16 protein-coding genes are annotated in these 15,641 nt (G+C 73.3%); 5 read left to right on the plus strand and 11 right to left on the minus strand.

The window, feature by feature from the left end:
* Positions 1 to 176 precede the first annotated feature (176 nt).
* Both ACFVU7_RS42100 and ACFVU7_RS42105 read right to left on the minus strand, forming a co-directional pair.
* Positions 177 to 1,190, minus strand: coding sequence for a hypothetical protein (locus ACFVU7_RS42100; protein ID WP_388051606.1), 1,014 nt, complete (start codon positions 1,188 to 1,190; stop codon positions 177 to 179).
* 157 nt (positions 1,191 to 1,347) lie between these two features.
* On the minus strand, positions 1,348 to 3,135 hold the full coding sequence (locus ACFVU7_RS42105) for a diguanylate cyclase (RefSeq protein WP_049655177.1): 1,788 nt from the start codon (positions 3,133 to 3,135) through the stop codon (positions 1,348 to 1,350).
* Between the two features lie 362 nt (positions 3,136 to 3,497).
* On the opposite strand from ACFVU7_RS42105, the gene ACFVU7_RS42110 reads away from it, so the two are divergent.
* Positions 3,498 to 4,034 carry a flavin reductase family protein gene (locus tag ACFVU7_RS42110; RefSeq protein ID WP_369808329.1) on the plus strand — a complete coding sequence of 179 codons (537 nt, stop codon included), beginning with the start codon at positions 3,498 to 3,500 and terminating at the stop codon, positions 4,032 to 4,034.
* 11 nt (positions 4,035 to 4,045) lie between these two features.
* Here the strand turns inward: ACFVU7_RS42110 and arfB are convergent, their stop codons facing one another.
* Positions 4,046 to 4,480 carry an alternative ribosome rescue aminoacyl-tRNA hydrolase ArfB gene (arfB, locus tag ACFVU7_RS42115; RefSeq protein WP_117489044.1) on the minus strand — a complete coding sequence of 145 codons (435 nt, stop codon included), beginning with the start codon at positions 4,478 to 4,480 and terminating at the stop codon, positions 4,046 to 4,048.
* A gap of 98 nt (positions 4,481 to 4,578) precedes the next feature.
* Between arfB and ACFVU7_RS42120 the strand changes: the two genes are divergently transcribed.
* On the plus strand, positions 4,579 to 5,076 hold the full coding sequence (locus tag ACFVU7_RS42120; RefSeq protein WP_369808326.1) for a hypothetical protein: 498 nt from the start codon (positions 4,579 to 4,581) through the stop codon (positions 5,074 to 5,076).
* A gap of 134 nt (positions 5,077 to 5,210) precedes the next feature.
* A complete protein-coding gene (locus tag ACFVU7_RS42125) occupies positions 5,211 to 5,786 on the plus strand; it encodes a TerD family protein (protein ID WP_049655167.1) in 576 nt (191 codons plus the stop codon).
* 88 nt (positions 5,787 to 5,874) lie between these two features.
* On the opposite strand, the gene ACFVU7_RS42130 is transcribed toward ACFVU7_RS42125, so the two are convergent.
* The 7 genes from ACFVU7_RS42130 to ACFVU7_RS42160 form a co-directional block, all read right to left on the minus strand.
* Positions 5,875 to 6,975, minus strand: coding sequence for a hypothetical protein (locus ACFVU7_RS42130; RefSeq protein ID WP_380745043.1), 1,101 nt, complete (start codon positions 6,973 to 6,975; stop codon positions 5,875 to 5,877).
* A gap of 214 nt (positions 6,976 to 7,189) precedes the next feature.
* On the minus strand, positions 7,190 to 7,678 hold the full coding sequence (locus ACFVU7_RS42135) for a DUF3180 domain-containing protein (RefSeq protein ID WP_049654061.1): 489 nt from the start codon (positions 7,676 to 7,678) through the stop codon (positions 7,190 to 7,192).
* A gap of 178 nt (positions 7,679 to 7,856) precedes the next feature.
* Complete coding sequence (gene folK, locus ACFVU7_RS42140; RefSeq protein WP_049654060.1) at positions 7,857 to 8,456, minus strand: 2-amino-4-hydroxy-6-hydroxymethyldihydropteridine diphosphokinase; 600 nt, start codon at positions 8,454 to 8,456, stop codon at positions 7,857 to 7,859.
* Positions 8,457 to 8,576: 120 nt separating this feature from the next.
* On the minus strand, positions 8,577 to 8,936 hold the full coding sequence (gene folB / locus ACFVU7_RS42145) for a dihydroneopterin aldolase (RefSeq protein WP_049654068.1): 360 nt from the start codon (positions 8,934 to 8,936) through the stop codon (positions 8,577 to 8,579).
* Between the two features lie 246 nt (positions 8,937 to 9,182).
* On the minus strand, positions 9,183 to 9,680 hold the full coding sequence (locus ACFVU7_RS42150) for a nuclear transport factor 2 family protein (protein WP_388051610.1): 498 nt from the start codon (positions 9,678 to 9,680) through the stop codon (positions 9,183 to 9,185).
* 10 nt (positions 9,681 to 9,690) lie between these two features.
* A complete protein-coding gene (gene folP / locus ACFVU7_RS42155; protein WP_049654059.1) occupies positions 9,691 to 10,563 on the minus strand; it encodes a dihydropteroate synthase in 873 nt (290 codons plus the stop codon).
* A gap of 90 nt (positions 10,564 to 10,653) precedes the next feature.
* Positions 10,654 to 12,495: a phosphatidylglycerol lysyltransferase domain-containing protein gene (locus tag ACFVU7_RS42160; RefSeq protein ID WP_380741892.1), complete on the minus strand. Its 1,842-nt coding sequence runs from the start codon at positions 12,493 to 12,495 to the stop codon at positions 10,654 to 10,656.
* A gap of 377 nt (positions 12,496 to 12,872) precedes the next feature.
* On the opposite strand from ACFVU7_RS42160, the gene ACFVU7_RS42165 reads away from it, so the two are divergent.
* The gene (locus tag ACFVU7_RS42165; protein ID WP_063780220.1) at positions 12,873 to 14,027 is read left to right on the plus strand and encodes an esterase family protein; all 1,155 of its coding nucleotides are present in this window, start codon (positions 12,873 to 12,875) and stop codon (positions 14,025 to 14,027) included.
* Positions 14,028 to 14,140: 113 nt separating this feature from the next.
* A complete protein-coding gene (locus ACFVU7_RS42170; RefSeq protein ID WP_388051613.1) occupies positions 14,141 to 14,935 on the plus strand; it encodes a ferritin-like domain-containing protein in 795 nt (264 codons plus the stop codon).
* Between the two features lie 21 nt (positions 14,936 to 14,956).
* Here ACFVU7_RS42170 and folE read toward each other — a convergent pair whose 3' ends face one another.
* Complete coding sequence (gene folE, locus ACFVU7_RS42175) at positions 14,957 to 15,562, minus strand: GTP cyclohydrolase I FolE (RefSeq protein ID WP_049654054.1); 606 nt, start codon at positions 15,560 to 15,562, stop codon at positions 14,957 to 14,959.
* Between the last annotated feature and the right edge of the window lie 79 nt (positions 15,563 to 15,641).

The following is a 15,641-nucleotide window of genomic DNA, read 5'->3' on the forward strand; positions in this document are numbered from 1 at the left end:
CCGACCTGGTCGTGGTCGACTCGGAGGGCTACGACCTGGTCGCGGTGATGCGCCGCGGCCGGTGGATCGTCGGCGGCGAGAGGTTCTCCACCGTCGAGCCCGCCTGAGCGACGCCGACGGCCGCCCTTCCCCACGCGGGGACGGGCGGCCGTGGTGTGTCCGGAGGAGGGGCGGGCTCAGCCGCCCGGCTCGATGGTGATCTGGTCGACCAGGACCGCGCCGGAGGGCACCGTGAGGGTCACCGTGTTCGGCCCGGCCTGGAACTGCGGCAGTATCCAGGTGCTGTACCAGGCGGAGGTCTGGTCCTTGGGCTGCGGCCCGTAGATCCTGTACGTCACCCCGCTCGGCCAGTCCTTGCCGTTCACCGAGGCCGAGCCCTTGAACTCCGCGCCCGAGTAGTTGTAGTGCACCGTCAGCTTGTACGACCCGGCGGTGGCGATCTCGCCGGTCCAGGTCACCGAGCCGCCCGGCTGGAGCGTCAGGTAGCTGCCGTCGGCCGACTTGGCGCCCTTGACGGTGTTGCCGGAGGGCGCGTTCTGCCCCTGGAGCTGGCCGGCGTCCACGGTCGTCGGTCCGGAGACCGGGGTGGCGCTCACCGAGGGGGAGCCGCTGGCGGTCGTGGCGGTCGGCCCCGGGGTGGTGGGGGCCGGCGGGGCGGTGGTGGCGGTGCCGCCCTTGCCGGTCTTGTTGTCGTCCGGGTCCCCGGTGGAGAGGGCTATGCCCGCCCCGATCGCTATCGCCGCGACCACGGCCACCGCGCCGATCACCGCGCCCTTGCTCCGGCCGCTGCTGCGCGGCTCCTCCCCCGGCTGCGGCCGGGAGTGCTCGGCGTAGCGGGTCTGCTGGGTGGGCGCCGCACCGTACTCGGGCTGCTGCGGCGGGCCGGGCTGACCGTACGGGGCCTGCGGCTGGCCGCCCGGGTACTGCGGCGGCATGCCCTGCTGGCCGTACGGCTGCTGCTGTTGCTGCTGCGCCCGCGGCGGGTAGCCGTACTGGGCGCGCCCGACCTCCATCGGGCGGCTGTACGGCGTGCGCGGGACCCCCTGCTGCGGCTCGGCCGGCTGCCCGGTGGAACCGTCGGCCGGGCGGTAGAGGTAGCCGAACGGGTCGTCGTCCTGCGGGGCACCGCCCCCCTGGCCCTCGGGCACTCCGTTGCTGCCGGCGGTCGTCACGGTGGTCTGCTCCCCCATCCGGTGCGCCGCCTGCTGCGGGCGGCGCAGATCATGGACGCTGTCGTACCGGGAACCCTACCTGCCGTATGTGACGGCGGGAAAAGAACCCTTGACAACTCACGGGTAACCGGGACCGACCAGGGCCGGCCCGGGCCCGCGGGGGCCGTCCGCCGGCTCAGCCCGCGCGCCGGTGCGAGCGCTCGCCGCGCGCCCCGCGCACCGCCCCGCCCCGGGCCCGCTTCTCGTCGTACATCCGCTCGTCCGCGGTCTGCAGCACCTCCTCGATGCTCATCCCGCAGCCGGCCCAGCCGACGCCGAGGCTCACCCCCACCCGCATCGCCCGTCCGTCGATCCGCATCGGCGGGATGATCGCGCCCCGCAGCCGGTGGGCGAGGTCCTTGGCCTCCTCGCGGCCGATCCCGTCCGCCAGCACCACGAACTCGTCGCCGCCGAGCCGGGCCACCGTGTCGCCGTCCCGGACGGCCTGGCTCAGCCGCCGGGCGACCTCGACCAGCACCGCGTCGCCCGCGTTGTGGCCGAACCGGTCGTTGATCGACTTGAAGCCGTCCAGGTCGCAGAAGAGCACCGCGAGCCCCTTGTCCACCGCCGCCGCCGCGCCCGAGCGGAACGGCGCCGACCAGGCCTCGCCGCCCGGCCCGTACTCGGCCGGGACCACCGCGTGCACGTGCTCCCCGAAGCCCGGGCCGAGCCCGCTCGGCAGCCCCTCGGGCAGGCCGTAGCCGTGCGCCGGCCCGGCGTACCGGTCCGCGCCCTCCAGCCCGTCGTGCGCCGCGTGCGCGCTGTAGGAGTCGGCCGGGTAGCCGTACGGCTGCGGGTAGGCCACCTCGACCTGCCCGCCGGTGGCGCCGACCGGCTGCGGCTGGGCGCAGAGCCGGCGGGCCAGCCGGGCCTTGAGCTCGGCGCCGTTCGGCAGCCCGGTCAGGGCGTCGTGGCTGGCCCGGTGGGCGAGCTGGAACTCGTGCCGCTTGCGGTCCTCGATGTCCTCGACGTGGGTGAGCAGGAAGCTCGGCCCCTCGGCCGCGTCCGCGACGATCGAGTTGCGCAGGCAGACCCACTGGTAGCCGCCGTCCCGCCGGGACAGCCGCAGCTCCGCGCGGCCGCTCTCGGCGCTGGTGCGCTCCAGCAGCGCCCGGTCCTCGGGGTGCACGAGGTCGGCGAAGCTCTGCTGGCGCAGCACCGCCCGGGGCCGGCCGAGCAGTCGGCAGAGCGCGTCGTTCACCCTGGTCAGCTGGCCGCGCCCGACGCCGTGCAGCTCGGTGATCGCCATCCCGCTGGGCGCGTACTCGAAGGCCTGGCGGAAGCTCTCCTCGCTGGCTCGCAGCGCCTGCTGCTCCTTCTCCAGGCGGGCCAGCGCGCGCTGCATCTCGGCCCGCAGCCGGGCGTTGCCGATCGCGATGGAGGCCTGCAGGGAGAACATCTCCAGCGCCTCGCGGGTCCAGGCGCCGGGCCGCTTGCCGCTGCGCGGGCGGTCCACCGAGAGGACGCCGAGGAGGTCGCCGCCGGCGCTGTACATCGGGGCGAGCAGCCCGTCGGCGGGGTGCCAGTCGTTGGCGTACACCGGCAGCGGGCCGTCCCCGATCCAGCGCGGGATGTCGCTGGCGACGGCCCAGCCGCGGTCGTACGGCAGGAAGCGCAGGGTGCCCCAGTGGTCGCTGACGCCGAGCAGCCGGTCCCAGGACTCCCGGGAGCCGACCTGGCCGAGCAGGACGGAGGGGCCGCCCATCGGGCTCTCCTCCAGCTCCCAGACGGCCGCCACCACGAGGTCGCCGTCGGGCCGGACGAGGCTGACCGCGGCGGCGTCGAAGCCGAGCCCGTGCACCGCGCCCTCGACCACGGCCTGGAGCGTGCCAGCGAGGCTGCGGGCAGCGTTGAGGTCCGCCACGACCCGGTGCAAGGTGCGGAGGGTCGCGAGACGGACGTACGGCTCCGACTCGGCTTCCATGCGGGGGCTCCCCGGCTGCTTCGGATAGTTCTTGATTGGTTATCGTCCGATTGCCAGAAGAACTGAATCACAGGGAGCACAGCGCTCGGCACGCTCGGTCAGCAATAGGCCATCACTTGTGACTTAAATCACACGAGACTAATGCGCCCTTAATCAGTTCATCTGTCCCGTAGTGGGACATACAGCGCCATCGGAACTTTTCTGGTGGTCGACCGCATTGGCCGCCGACTGAAGCCGACTGCGCCCGCCAGTCCGGTCGCTTCACTCCTGAGGGTGAGTTCGGCCACCGGGCGTAACCCTTCGGCCGGACCGCCGGTCCTACGACCAAGGCCCGATGCCGTTCCTCCCGGGTGACGACTACCGTGCGGTACGTGTACCCGTCGCCGCAGCCCGAAGCTGCCCCCCACGCCACGCCCGACGAGTTCCGGGCTGCCCTCTCCCAGCTCGCCGCCGGCGTGAGCCTGGTGACCGTCCACGACCCGGAGGACGGCGAGGACGTCGGCATGACCGCCACGTCCTTCCTCTCGGTGTCGCTGGAGCCGCCGCTGGTGCTGATCTCGGTCCGCGAGGACTCCCGGATGGACGAGGTGCTCTCCCGGGTGGACACCTGGGCGGTCTCGGTGCTGACCGAGGGACAGAAGACGCTCGGCTCCCGGTTCGCCATGAAGGGCCGGCTCAGCGACCGGCTGCTGTTCGCGGACACCCCGCACCACCGCGGCCCGCGCACCGGCGCCCCGCTGGTCGACGGCGCGCTGGCCACCGTCGAGTGTCGCACCGAGCAGCGGATACCCGCCGGCGACCACACCCTGCTGCTCGGCCGCGTCCTGGAGGCCACGGTGCCCGACCCCGGCGGCCGCCCGCTGCTCTACTTCCGCGGCGGCTACCGCACCCTCGGCTGAGGCCGCGCCGGCTACTCGCCGCCCCGCGGCGCCCGGCGGCCCTGCTTCAGCTCGGAGCGGTGCTTCTTGTTCTCCAGCCGCCGCTGGACCATCCCCCGGCTCGGCCTGGTCGCCCGCCGGGCCTTCGGCGGCGGCGCGCACGCCTCGGTCAGCAGCGCCGACAGCCGGGCCGCGGCCGCCTCCCGGTTGCGCCACTGCGAGCGGAACTCCGAGGCCTGGACCACCAGCACCCGGCCGTCCACCAGCCGGCCGGCCAGCCGCTCCAGCGCGCGCTCGCGCCACACCTCGGGCAGCGCCCTGGTCGAGGCCAGGTCGAAGCGCAACTCGGCCTTGGAGTCGGAGGTGTTGACGTGCTGGCCGCCGGGGCCGGAGGAACGCGAGAAGCGCCAGACGAGCTCGGCGTCGGGGACGACCACCGACCCCCGTACGCGGATGGGCTCGGACATGCGCCCATCATCCCGCGCCCGGCCCGCCCGGTCACCCGGATATCGGTACGCCCCCCGCTTCCGCACCCGGTTACCCCCGGGCGCCCCGAGCCCCGACAATGGCGTACGTGATCGAGCTCGGCTACTCCCTCTCCAACCGCTTCCCCGACCCCCCGCAGACGGACTACCGCACCGCGTCCGTGCACGCCCTGCGGTACGACCTGTTCTGCGGCGACGTCTACCTGGACGGCGAGGGCTCGGAACTGTCCACCGCCTGGGGCTGGGTGCCCGTGCTCGACTTCGCGTGGGCGCTGTGCGACGTCGCCGAACTCCTGGACCGCGACCCGGACGGCGTCCGGGCCGCCCGGGTGCAGACCGCCGACCTCGACTTCACCCAGAACACCGAGCTGCTGCGCTTCGCCCGCCGCTTCAACTGGGTCGAGGTCACCGCCACCTGGCTGCCGGACGAGCCGCCGGTGGTGGTCCGCCACGGCGAGCTGCGGCGCGAGGCCCGGGACTTCCTCCAGGACACCCTGGCCGACCTCTTCGACATGCACCCCGACCTGGCCGACAACCCGAACATCTGGACGCTGCAGGGCCGGTTCCGGCGCATCTGACACGTCCTTTGCCCGGTCTTTGCCCTCCGTTGGGCGCCCACGAAGAATTCACGGCCCCTGCGGAACCAAGCCACCGCGGTATTGCGTTGTCCCGGGAAATAGCGAACGAAGCGAACGAAGGGACTGCAATCGTCATGCCAGTGAGCCTCTCCAAGGGTGGCAACGTCTCGCTGACCAAGGAGGCCCCCGGCCTGTCCGCGGTCACCGTCGGCCTGGGTTGGGACGTCCGCACCACGACCGGCGCCGAGTTCGACCTCGACGCCAGCGCGATCGTCCTGAACGCGGACGGCAAGGTGCTGTCCAACGGCCACTTCGTCTTCTTCAACAACACCAGCACGCCGGACAACACCGTCGTGCACACCGGTGACAACCGCACCGGCGAGGGCGCGGGCGACGACGAGTCGATCAACATCAACCTGGCCGGCCTGCCGGTCGAGGCCGCCAAGATCACCTTCCCGGTCACCATCTACGACGGCACCGCCCGCGGCCAGAACTTCGGCCAGGTCCGCAACGCCTACATCCGCGTGGTGAACGCGGCCGGCGGCGCCGAGATCGCCCGCTACGACCTCTCCGAGGACGCCGCCACCGAGACCGCGATGATCTTCGGCGAGCTCTACCGCAACAACGGGGAGTGGAAGTTCCGCGCCGTCGGCCAGGGCTACGCCTCCGGCCTGGCCGGCATCGCCCAGGACTTCGGCGTCCAGCTCTGACGCACCCGCGGACAACGCCGCGGCGCGGGAAGTCGGTCCGTCCGACTCCCCGCGCCGCGGTTTCTCCGTTTCCGGGGCCCGGCGGGCCTCAGCGCGAGGCGCGCAGCTCCGGCAGCTGGATCAGCTCGGTCTCGTCCTCCGGCGTCAGGTCCACCACGGTCGGCCCGCCCTGCTCCGGCCGCTCGGCCGACTCCGCCGCCCGGGCCTCGGCCACGGCCTTCTCGGCCACCGCCTCGTCGCCCACCACGTCCGCCAGGTCGGCGCGCTCCCCCAGTTCGGCGACGCTGCCCACCGCCGGTGCCGGGGCCGCCGGGCGCGCCGGGGCAGCCGCACCGCGGCCGAAGAAGCTGAAGCCCTGCCCGCGGGCCGGACCGGACTGCGCCGGACGCGGCCGCTGCCGCTCCACCGGCGCGGGCGCCGCGGCCGGCCCGGCCGACGCGCCGCCGAGCTGACCGACCGTCGCGGTCAGCGCCGGACGCACCGGCTCGGGCCGCACCGGCGCCGGGGCCGCCGGAGCCTGCCCCGGGGTCGGCACCGAGGGCGCCACCGGGGCCGGCACGGCCACCGACGCGGCCGGGGCGACCGGCGACTCCTTCGCGGGCTTCCGCAGGGCCACCTCCGCGCCCGCCGTACGCGCCCGCCGGGCCTCCTGCTCCGCCGCGCGGCGCTCCAGCAGCCGCAGCACGGACGCCGCCCGCACGTAGGCGGCCGGGCTGGCCGGGTGCTTCGGACGGCTCGCGGCGAGCGCCTGCTGGGCCGCCTCGGCCTCCTTGAGCGCCTGCTCGGCCACCGCCACGGCCCGCTCGCGCAGCAGCCGGGCGATCTCGGTCTCGGCCTTCGCCAGCCGCGACTTCTCCGCCGTCAGCCGCCGCCCGAACCGGGTGGCCCGCTCCTCGGCGACCTCCGCCGCGTACTCGGCCTCGGCCAGCTGCTCCTCGAACCGCTCCTCGGCGCGCAGCCGCTGGGCCGCGGACGTCTCGGCGGCCGCCCGGGCCGCCTTGTCCCGCTGGCGCAGCAGCAGCGCGAAGCCGAGCGTCGCGATCACCGCCGCGACGCCCACCGAGCGCACCAGGACGGTGTCCTGACTGAAAAGCAGAGCGGCCAGTGCGGCGACCAGCAGCACGCCGGCGGCGGTGGGGGGAAAGACCCGGCCGAGGACGGAGGAATGACGGTGGCGTCCGCGAGACATGTCCAAGAAACTAGCGTGCGAATTGGGGGCCTGTCAGCCCAGGGTCCCCTTCCGCCCTTGACAGGGTGCGGTTTTTACCGCACGTGCCCGGATTCTCACGCAAGATCACGAAGAAAGCCCTGCTCAGCGGTGCCGACGAGGCCGACGGTGCCGGAGGGGCCGTCGAGGCCCCCGTGACGCCCGGGCGGCGCCCCGGCGCTGCCCCGGCCGCGTCTCAGCGGTGCGACGCCGCCGGACCGCCCGGGTCGTCGTGGTTCTCCGGCAGCTTGCACACGTGCTGGATCCAGAGCGCCGCCGCGATCACCGCGGCCCCCGCCAGCACCGCGAGCCCGGCCGTCACGGCCTGGTCCTTGCGGGCCGACACGTCCAGCTCGCCCAGCAGGTAGATCCCGGCCCCCGCGTAGATCCCGGTGACCACCGAGGAGACCAGCGCGCTGGCCTGCCCCAGCACCACCGCCCGGGCCGCCAGCAGCGGGTCGACCCCCTTCGCCCCGGGCTGCCGCTCGCGCACCGCCTTCAGCCGGGCCCGCAGCGACAGCGCGGTCGCCAGCAGGACCACCGCGACCGCCGCCAGCACCACCGGCGCCGCGGCCGGCACCGCAGGCAGCGTGTCCACGGAGGCCCACAGCTTGGAGCCGGCCCAGGACAGCGCCGTCGTGGCGGCGGTGATGCCGATCAGGAGGCGGAGGCGAAGCAGCTTCACTCGGAGGAGGTCCTTCCCGGGTACCCGAACCGGCCGCCCGCCCGGTGGCGCGGCGACGCCAGGCCACCGTACCGGGCCCGGCCGGGCGGGCACCCGCGTGAACGGCGGACACCTACTCGTACGGCCGGGCCCCCGGCCGAGTTCCCCGGGCAACGGCCCCGGTCACCGGCCTCCGGACCTACTCGGGCAGCGTCAGCCCGATGTCCTCGCGGCGCTTCACGCCCTGCGCGTCCGGACCGCCCAGCGCGGTCAGCAGCGCGTCCACCCGCCCGTGCCCGGGCACCTCGGCCTCCGGCTGGGCGTCCAGCCAGGGGGCGAGCACGAAGGCACGCTCGTGCGAGCGCGGGTGCGGCAGCAGCAGCTGCGGGTCGTCGCTCAGCACGCCCTCGTAGGCCAGGATGTCGACGTCCAGGGTGCGCGGGCCCCAGTGGACGGTCCGCACCCGCCCGAAGGCGTCCTCGATGGCGTTGCCGCGCTCCAGCAGGTCCCGCGGGGGCAGCGAGGTGCGCAGCACCACGACCGCGTTGTAGTAGTTCGGCTGCTCCTCGGGCCCGCCGACGGCCTCGGTCTCGTACACCGCGGAGACGGCCTTGATCTTCAGCCCCGGGGTGTCGGCGAGCGCGTCGACGGCCCCCTGGAGGGTGTCCAGCCGGTTGCCCAGGTTGCTGCCGAGCGCGATCACCGCGCAGCGCTGGCTGTGCAGCGTGGTGTCGGCGGAGTCCACCCGGCTCTCCAGGTCGAACGCGTTCGGCGTGGCGGTCGGGTCGCTGGTGCTCATGCGCCCGCCTCGCTTCGCTCAGCAGGGGCACTCACCCATGCGCACCTCTTGATCATCCGCTCGCTTCGCTCGCTCATCGGAAAACGTCCTCTACATCGGATACCGGGCGCGCGGTGGGGGTCATGCGCGGCCCCGGTGGATGGTCACGGTCACGTCGTCGAACGGCACGGTGATCGGGGCGTCCGGCTTGTGCACGGTGACCTCGACCTCCTCGACCGCTTCGTGCTTGAGGCACTGGTCGGCGATCCGCTGGGCCAGCGTCTCGATCAGGTCGACCGGCTCCCCGGCGATGATCGCGGTGACCTCCTCCGCCACCAGCCCGTAGTGCGCGGTGCGGGTGAGGTCGTCTCCGGCCGCGGCGGGGCGGGTGTCCAGGTGGAGCACGAGGTCGACCACGAAGGTCTGCCCCTCGACGCGCTCGCGCTCGAAGACGCCGTGGTGGCCCCGGGCTCGCAGCCCCCGCAGGGTGACGCGGTCCAGCAAACGAATCACTGCTCCCAGTCGGACGGGCCCCGCCCGGAGAAAGGCATGGACGGGCAGGGCGAAGGCGGGCGGCACGCCCGCCACTCCGTTTCGAATCTACCCGCGAGCACGGACAACGCCTGACCGTCCTACCCGGCACGAACCGACGCCACGCGCACCGATATGGCGATTGACGTGAACGTTCGGTGACCACTCGGAAATTCCCGGCGACTTCCCGGCACCGCATTTCCGCAAGTGCCGGAATCAGCTCTCCTCGTCGTCGTCCCCGCTGGTCAGAACGGGTGAACCGTGATGCGACCAGAGCTTCCACCCGGCCGGGGTACGACGGAACAGATTCGTCGACACGACCTTTCCGCCGACCAGCGGCCCGAGTTCCCCCTCCTCCTCCGACTCTCCGCCGGACAGGATGTTCTCGGTGCACGTGACAAGGGCCACATCACCGTGCACCTCGGCCTCGACATCGGTCAGGAAGAACTGGATGTACTCCGTGTTCATCATGATCAGCATGTACGAACGGGTCACCTGGGCCCGGCCGCGGAGCACCGGCCAGCCCGGGTGCACGCACACCACGCCACCCTTGTCGTCGGCGTCCGCGGCGCCCAGCCAGGCGTCCTCGACCGCTTCCAGGTCCCCCCGTTCCAGCGCCTCGTAGAGCCCCTGGTTCGCCGCCAGAACGGCCTCCAGGTCCGCCTCGCGGGCCCGCCCGGCCGTACCGCCGCTCAACCTGCCGTCACCTGTCACAGACCCTCCCTCACCCCAACCGCGCCGCGTGCTGCCAGGCCGCGACCACCCGGACGGCATCCGCCGTGCCGGACACGTCGTGCACCCGCACCGCCCAGGCTCCCGCCCGTGCGGACAGCACCGACACCGCGGCCGTCGCGTCGTCGCGCTCCCGGGCCGGGCGCAGTTCCCCGGTTGCCGGGTCGGCGAGCAGCGTACCCAGGAACCGCTTGCGCGAAGCCGCCACGAGCACGGGACGGCCGAGCGCGGTGAGCGCGTCCAGCCGGCCGAGCAGCGCCCAGTTGTGCTCGGAGGTCTTGGCGAAGCCGAGCCCCGGGTCGAGGATCAGCTGGTCCTCCTTGACCCCGGCCGCCAGCAGCGCGTCCACCCGGTCGGTCAGCTCGGCGACCACGTCCCGCACGACGTCGTCGTAGACGGCCATCCGGTCCATGTCGGCGGACTGCCCGCGCCAGTGCATCACCACGAAGGGCGCGCCGGTCTCGGCGACCACCCGGGCCATCGCCGGGTCGGCGAGCCCCCCGGAGACGTCGTTGACGATCGCGGCGCCGGCCTCGACGGCCCGCTCGGCGACCGAGGCGCGCATGGTGTCCACCGAGACCACCACCCCGGCGTCGGCGAGCTCGCGCACCACCGGGATCACCCGGCGCAGCTCCTCCTCCTCGGGGACCCGCTGCGAGCCCGGCCGGGTGGACTCGCCGCCGACGTCCACCAGGTCGGCGCCGCGGGCCCGCAGCGCGAGGCCGTGCGCGATCGCCTTGGCGGGGTCGTGCCACATCCCGCCGTCCGAGAAGGAGTCGGGCGTGACGTTGACCACGCCCATCACGGCGCAGCGCTCCAGTCGCGGCAGACCGGCCGGCAGGGAGAAGGAGGGCGAATCGTTCATGCTTCCCATTATCGAACGGGGCCCCCGCCGAGGATTCTCGGCGGGGGCCCCGTTCCGTGCCGTCGCGGCCCCGAAGGCCCGCGACGGGCCTCAGGCGGCCTCGGTGACCTCACGGGTCGACGGGACCGGCATCAGCCCCTCGCGCTGGCGCCGGCGGCCGAAACGCGGCATCCCGAGCGTGATGAAGGCCTCCGCCTGCATCGCGGCGAAGCCGATCCGGGGCAGGTCCCGGGTGCTCGGGAAGACCAGGAAGCGCGGCTCCCACTCGGGCTGGAACTTGGCGTTGAACTTGTACAGCGACTCGATCTGGAACCAGCGCGACAGGAACACCAGCAGCCCCCGCCAGGCGCGCAGCACCGGGCCGGCGCCGATCCGCTCGCCGCGGGCCAGCGCCGAGCGGAACATCGCGAAGTTGAGCGACACCCGGCGCACGCCCATCGCGGGCACCGCCTGCAGCGCGGCGACGATCAGCAGCTCGTTCAGGCCCGGGTCGGCGGCGCGGTCGCGGCGCATCAGCTCCAGCGAGATGCCGTCCGGCCCCCAGGGCACGAAGTGCAGCACGGCCTTCAGGTCGTCGCCCTCCTCGCCCTCCTCCGGGGCCTTGTGGGCGGTGACCACCACGCAGTCGTCGTCCAGCGGGTCGCCGAAGCGGCCGAGGGCCATCGAGAAGCCGCGCTCGGTGTCGGTGCCGCGCCAGCGGGCGGCGGCGTCGGCGATCCGGTACTTCTCCTCCACGGTGAGCTCGGAGACCCGGCGCACCTGGCAGGAGTAGCCGTTGCGCTCGATCCGCTTGACCATCTGGCGCACGTTGCGCATGGCCCGGCCGGAGAGCGAGAAGGACGCGGTGTCCACGATCGCCTCGTCGCCCAGCTCCAGCGCGTCCAGGCCCGCCTCGCGGGTCCAGACCTCGCCGCCGACCTCGCTGCACCCCATCACGGCCGGCACCCAGGCGTGCTCGCGGGCCTCGGCCATGAACACCTTGATCGCGCCCGGCCAGGCCTCGACGTCGCCGACCGGGTCGCCGGAGGCCAGCATCACGCCGGAGACCACCCGGTAGGAGATCGCGGCCTTGCCGGTGGGCGAGAACAGCACGCTCTTGTCGCGGCGCAGCGCGAAGTAGCCGAGCGAGTCACGCTCGCCGTGCCGCTTGAGCAGCTCGCGGACCTTCTCCTCGTCCTCCGCGGTCAGCTCGGGCTTCGGCTTGCCCGGGCGCAGCGCCAGGTACGCGGTGGTGAAGGCGGTCAGCAGGCCGAGCCCGCCGAGCAGGTAGGCGACCAGGTCGGACATCCGGACGTTGTTGTACCGGATCGGGCCCTCGAAGCCGAACAGTCCGTACCCGACGTGCTGCAGGCGCTCGGTCAGGCCCGGGTGGCCGATCTCGTACTTGGTCCGGGTGCTCACGATCAGCAGGCCGAGCAGCACGCTGAGGACGCCCATGACGACCAGGTTGACCACCGCCCGCCAGCGGGTGCGCGGGTCGGCCTTGGCGTAGAACTCGCGCTGGTGGACCAGCATCACGGCGAGGACCACCAGCGAGACGACCGCCGGGCCGATCTGGTGCCAGCGCACGATGTGCAGCCCGGCGCTGACCGGCAGCAGCACGCAGACCGCCCGCCAGGCCCGCCGCTTGCGCCGGCGCAGCGCGTGCGCCAGCGGCACCAGCAGGATGCCGACCATCAGCGCGCCGACCGCCGCCAGGCTGGTGGTGCCGCCCGGCAGCTGCCCCGCGAAGGTGTGCACCTTCGTGTGCCGGAGCCTGGGGAACACCGCGCTGGCGATGTCCACGAGCCCGATCAGCAGACAGGCGTAGCCGACCGCTCCGGGGAGCCAGGCCCTCGGGACGGCGGACGCCTGGTTGCGCAGCGTCTGCAGGCCGCGGCGACGGCGCGGCGGCTGCTCGGGGCTCGGCTCAACGGACACGGGAACGCTCATGGAAGCTCAGCGTAGAGGCTGCGGTGCGGTGTCCGGTCACTCCGGGGGAGGACGCGTGATGGACCTTCATGCCTATTCCTTCATCAGGCAATGCGCATACCAAGGACCCGGAAACGGTCGGTAAACCGGGGCCGTGGTCGCGCTGCGGGTTGAGCCGGCGGTGGGAGCCGGGGGCCCGCCGCAGCGTGGCGCGACGGGACCCTCCGGGACGCGTTACGTACGGTGGACGCCGCATTCTAGGGCGCCGGTTGCCTCCGGCTCTCCCCGCCCTACCAGCCCGCCCGGGCATCCGGACAGCCTAGCCACGGTGGCCCGGCCTGACGGACCGCCAGACGATGAAGCCTGCACCGACAGTGTCCCACCGGAAGGCCGACGGCATGGAACTGACCAGCGACGCGCTGGTGAACTCGCTTCTCGCACTCGGCGCCGCGGCGGTCGTCACGACCCTGTGGCTCTGGCCGCGGCTGGCGCCGCAACGTCCGCTGCCGGTGCTCGGCCGGATCGGGTTACTGACGGTCGTTCAAGCCTCGGTCCTGGCCGTGCTCGCGCTGTCGGTGAACAACTCCTTCGGGTTCTACACCTCCTGGGACGACCTGCTCAGCCCCGGCGGCGCCAAGCTCGCGCTGGCCGGCAACGAGAACCACAGGGGCGGCACCCCGGTCCCCGACGCGCTGGTCCAGCCCACCACCGAGGGCGGCCTGGAGACCATCACCAACCTGCCGAAGGGCCCGCCCGAGGAGGTCGGCAGGATCGAGTCGGTCCGGGTGAGCGGCAAGGAGACGGGCTTCTCCGACCAGATGTTCGTCTACCTGCCGCCCGCGTACTTCGACCCGAAGCTCACCCTGGTCCGCTTCCCCGTCCTGCTGGCCATCGCCGGCTACCCGGGCACCACCCTGAACCTGCTGCACGAGCTGCCCCTCGCCCAGACCGCGATCGAGCTGCAGCGCTCCGGCAAGATGCCGCCGACCGTCCTGGTGATGGCCCGCCCGGCGGTCGTCCCGTCCCGGGACACCGAGTGCGTGGACGTCCCCGGCGGGCCGCGCACCGAGACCTGGTTCGTCAAGGACGTCCCCGAGGCCATCCTCAGCGCCTACCGGGTCGGCCGCACGGCCGGCTCCTGGGGCACCCTCGGCTACTCCACCGGCGGCAGCTGCGCGCTGCGCCTGGCGATGCGCTTCCCGAACGTCTACGGCAGCGCGGCGAGCCTGCACGGCGACTTCACCGTGCGCCAGGACAACTACACCGGCGGCGACCTCTTCAACGGCGACAAGGCGCTGGCCCAGCAGCACGACCTCGGCTGGCGGCTGCAGAACCTGCCGGTCCCGGCGCTCAACGTGCTGGCGGTCTCCACCCGCGCGGAGGGGGACTACCCGCAGACCGTCCAGTTCGTCGACCTCGCCACCAGGACCGCGGCGGCCAACCCCCAGTTCAAGATCGACTCGCTCTACCTGGACGACGGCGGGCACAACTTCGACAGCTGGACCAGGGAGCTGCCGGCCACCCTCGAATGGCTGGGCTCGCACCTCGGCTAGCGCACGTGGGTGACTACCCGCCGGTCGGCCCGCCCGGCCGGCGGCCCGGGGGAACGTATCGCGACCGCCCGTCGGCCCCCGCCGGGCACCCCCGGACCCGCGCAGGAGGCACTGTGCTGAGCACCCGCTCGCTCTTCGACGAGATCTACCGCAACGACCAGGCGTACCAGCTGTTCTGCAGCATCGCGGCCGGCGGCGAGGACCAGGGCGGCTGGGAGAACGAGCGGATCGCCGCCCTCACCCGGGACCCGGTCCTCGCCCCGAAGGTCGCCCGGCACGGTGCCGACGAGCGCAAGCACGGCCGGATCTTCGCCCAGCTGCTGAACCGGCGCGGCCTGCCCAAGGTGCCCGTGCCCGACGAGACCGACTACTGCATGCTGCTGGAGCGCCAGGGCATCGGCCTCTCGCACGAACGGCTGAACACCGACGTCCCGCTGACCGACCGCGAGCTCATCACCTACCTCGCGCACAGCCGGGTCACCGAGCAGCGCGCCGCCGAGCAGATGCGGCAGCTGGTCAGGGCGTACGCGGACAACCCGGCCCTCGGCCGGGCGATGCGGGTGATCTCCGCCGACGAGGACGACCACCTCGCCTACTGCCACGAGGAGCTGCTGCGGCTGATCTCCGAGGGCCACGGCCCGTACGTCCGGCACACCCTGGAGACCAGCGCCCGGGGCGAGGTCCGCACCTACCGGGACGTCGGCCTCGCCGTCACCGCCCGGATGGCCCGGATCCTGCGCTGGCCGCGCTGGCAGCTCGCCCTGATCACCCTCGGGGTGCGCGCGCTCCACCTGTACGACCGCGCCTACGGCTGGCGCCGGATGGTCACGCTGCGGATGCCCGAGCACCGCAACGCGCTGGGCACCCCGGCTCCGCCGCACGCGGAGCACGAGGTGCCCGGTTCCTGAACCGTCGGCCCGGCCGGCGCCCTACCGGCCGATGATGAGGCTCATCGCCTCGGCCCGGGTGGCCGGGTCGCGCAGCTGGCCGCGCACGCAGGAGGTGATGGTCTTGGCGCCGGGCTTGCGGATGCCGCGCATCGACATGCACATGTGCTCGCACTCGACCACGACGATCGCCCCGCGCGGCTCCAGGATCCGCATCAGCGCGTCGGCGACCTGGCTGGTCAGCCGCTCCTGCACCTGCGGCCGGCGGGCGTAGACGTCGACCAGCCGGGCGAGCTTGGACAGCCCGGTGATCTTGCCGCTGGTGGACGGGATGTACCCGACGTGGGCCACGCCGCGGAACGGCACCAGGTGGTGCTCGCAGACCGAGGTCAGCTCGATGTCCTTGACCAGCACCATCTCGTCGTGGCCGAGGTCGAAGGTGGTGGTGAGGACGTCCTCGGGCTCCTGCCAGAGGCCCGCGAATATCTCCTTGTAGGCGCGCGCCACCCGGGCCGGGGTCTCCAGCAGGCCCTCGCGGTCCGGGTCCTCCCCGACGGCGAGGAGCAGCTCGCGGATGGCGTTCTCGGCCCGCTTCTGGTCGAAGGTACCGACGGCGGGCGGACCGTCGAAGGTCACCGGGTCGATCATGCGGGCCTCGCTTATGTATCGGAAGACTCTGGCTGAACAGCACGGATGCCGCGCCTCCAGGGTACAAACCCTGGTGACG

The organism is Kitasatospora sp. NPDC058046, assembly GCF_042885595.1.
Taxonomy (GTDB): Bacteria; Actinomycetota; Actinomycetes; order Streptomycetales; family Streptomycetaceae; genus Kitasatospora.

Bases quoted from the DNA above. Each gene is read 5' to 3' on its own strand.
- ACFVU7_RS42130 (WP_380745043.1), bottom strand. From the start codon at position 6,975: ATGTCTCGCGGACGCCACCGTCATTCCTCCGTCCTCGGCCGGGTCTTT.
- folK (WP_049654060.1), bottom strand. From the start codon at position 8,456: ATGAGCACCAGCGACCCGACCGCCACGCCGAACGCGTTCGACCTGGAG.
- arfB (WP_117489044.1), bottom strand. From the start codon at position 4,480: ATGTCCGAGCCCATCCGCGTACGGGGGTCGGTGGTCGTCCCCGACGCC.
- ACFVU7_RS42100 (WP_388051606.1), bottom strand. From the start codon at position 1,190: ATGGGGGAGCAGACCACCGTGACGACCGCCGGCAGCAACGGAGTGCCC.
- ACFVU7_RS42120 (WP_369808326.1), top strand. From the start codon at position 4,579: ATGGCGTACGTGATCGAGCTCGGCTACTCCCTCTCCAACCGCTTCCCC.
- ACFVU7_RS42165 (WP_063780220.1), top strand. From the start codon at position 12,873: ATGGAACTGACCAGCGACGCGCTGGTGAACTCGCTTCTCGCACTCGGC.
- ACFVU7_RS42105 (WP_049655177.1), bottom strand. From the start codon at position 3,135: ATGGAAGCCGAGTCGGAGCCGTACGTCCGTCTCGCGACCCTCCGCACC.
- folE (WP_049654054.1), bottom strand. From the start codon at position 15,562: ATGATCGACCCGGTGACCTTCGACGGTCCGCCCGCCGTCGGTACCTTC.
- ACFVU7_RS42160 (WP_380741892.1), bottom strand. From the start codon at position 12,495: ATGAGCGTTCCCGTGTCCGTTGAGCCGAGCCCCGAGCAGCCGCCGCGC.
- folP (WP_049654059.1), bottom strand. From the start codon at position 10,563: ATGAACGATTCGCCCTCCTTCTCCCTGCCGGCCGGTCTGCCGCGACTG.
- ACFVU7_RS42125 (WP_049655167.1), top strand. From the start codon at position 5,211: ATGCCAGTGAGCCTCTCCAAGGGTGGCAACGTCTCGCTGACCAAGGAG.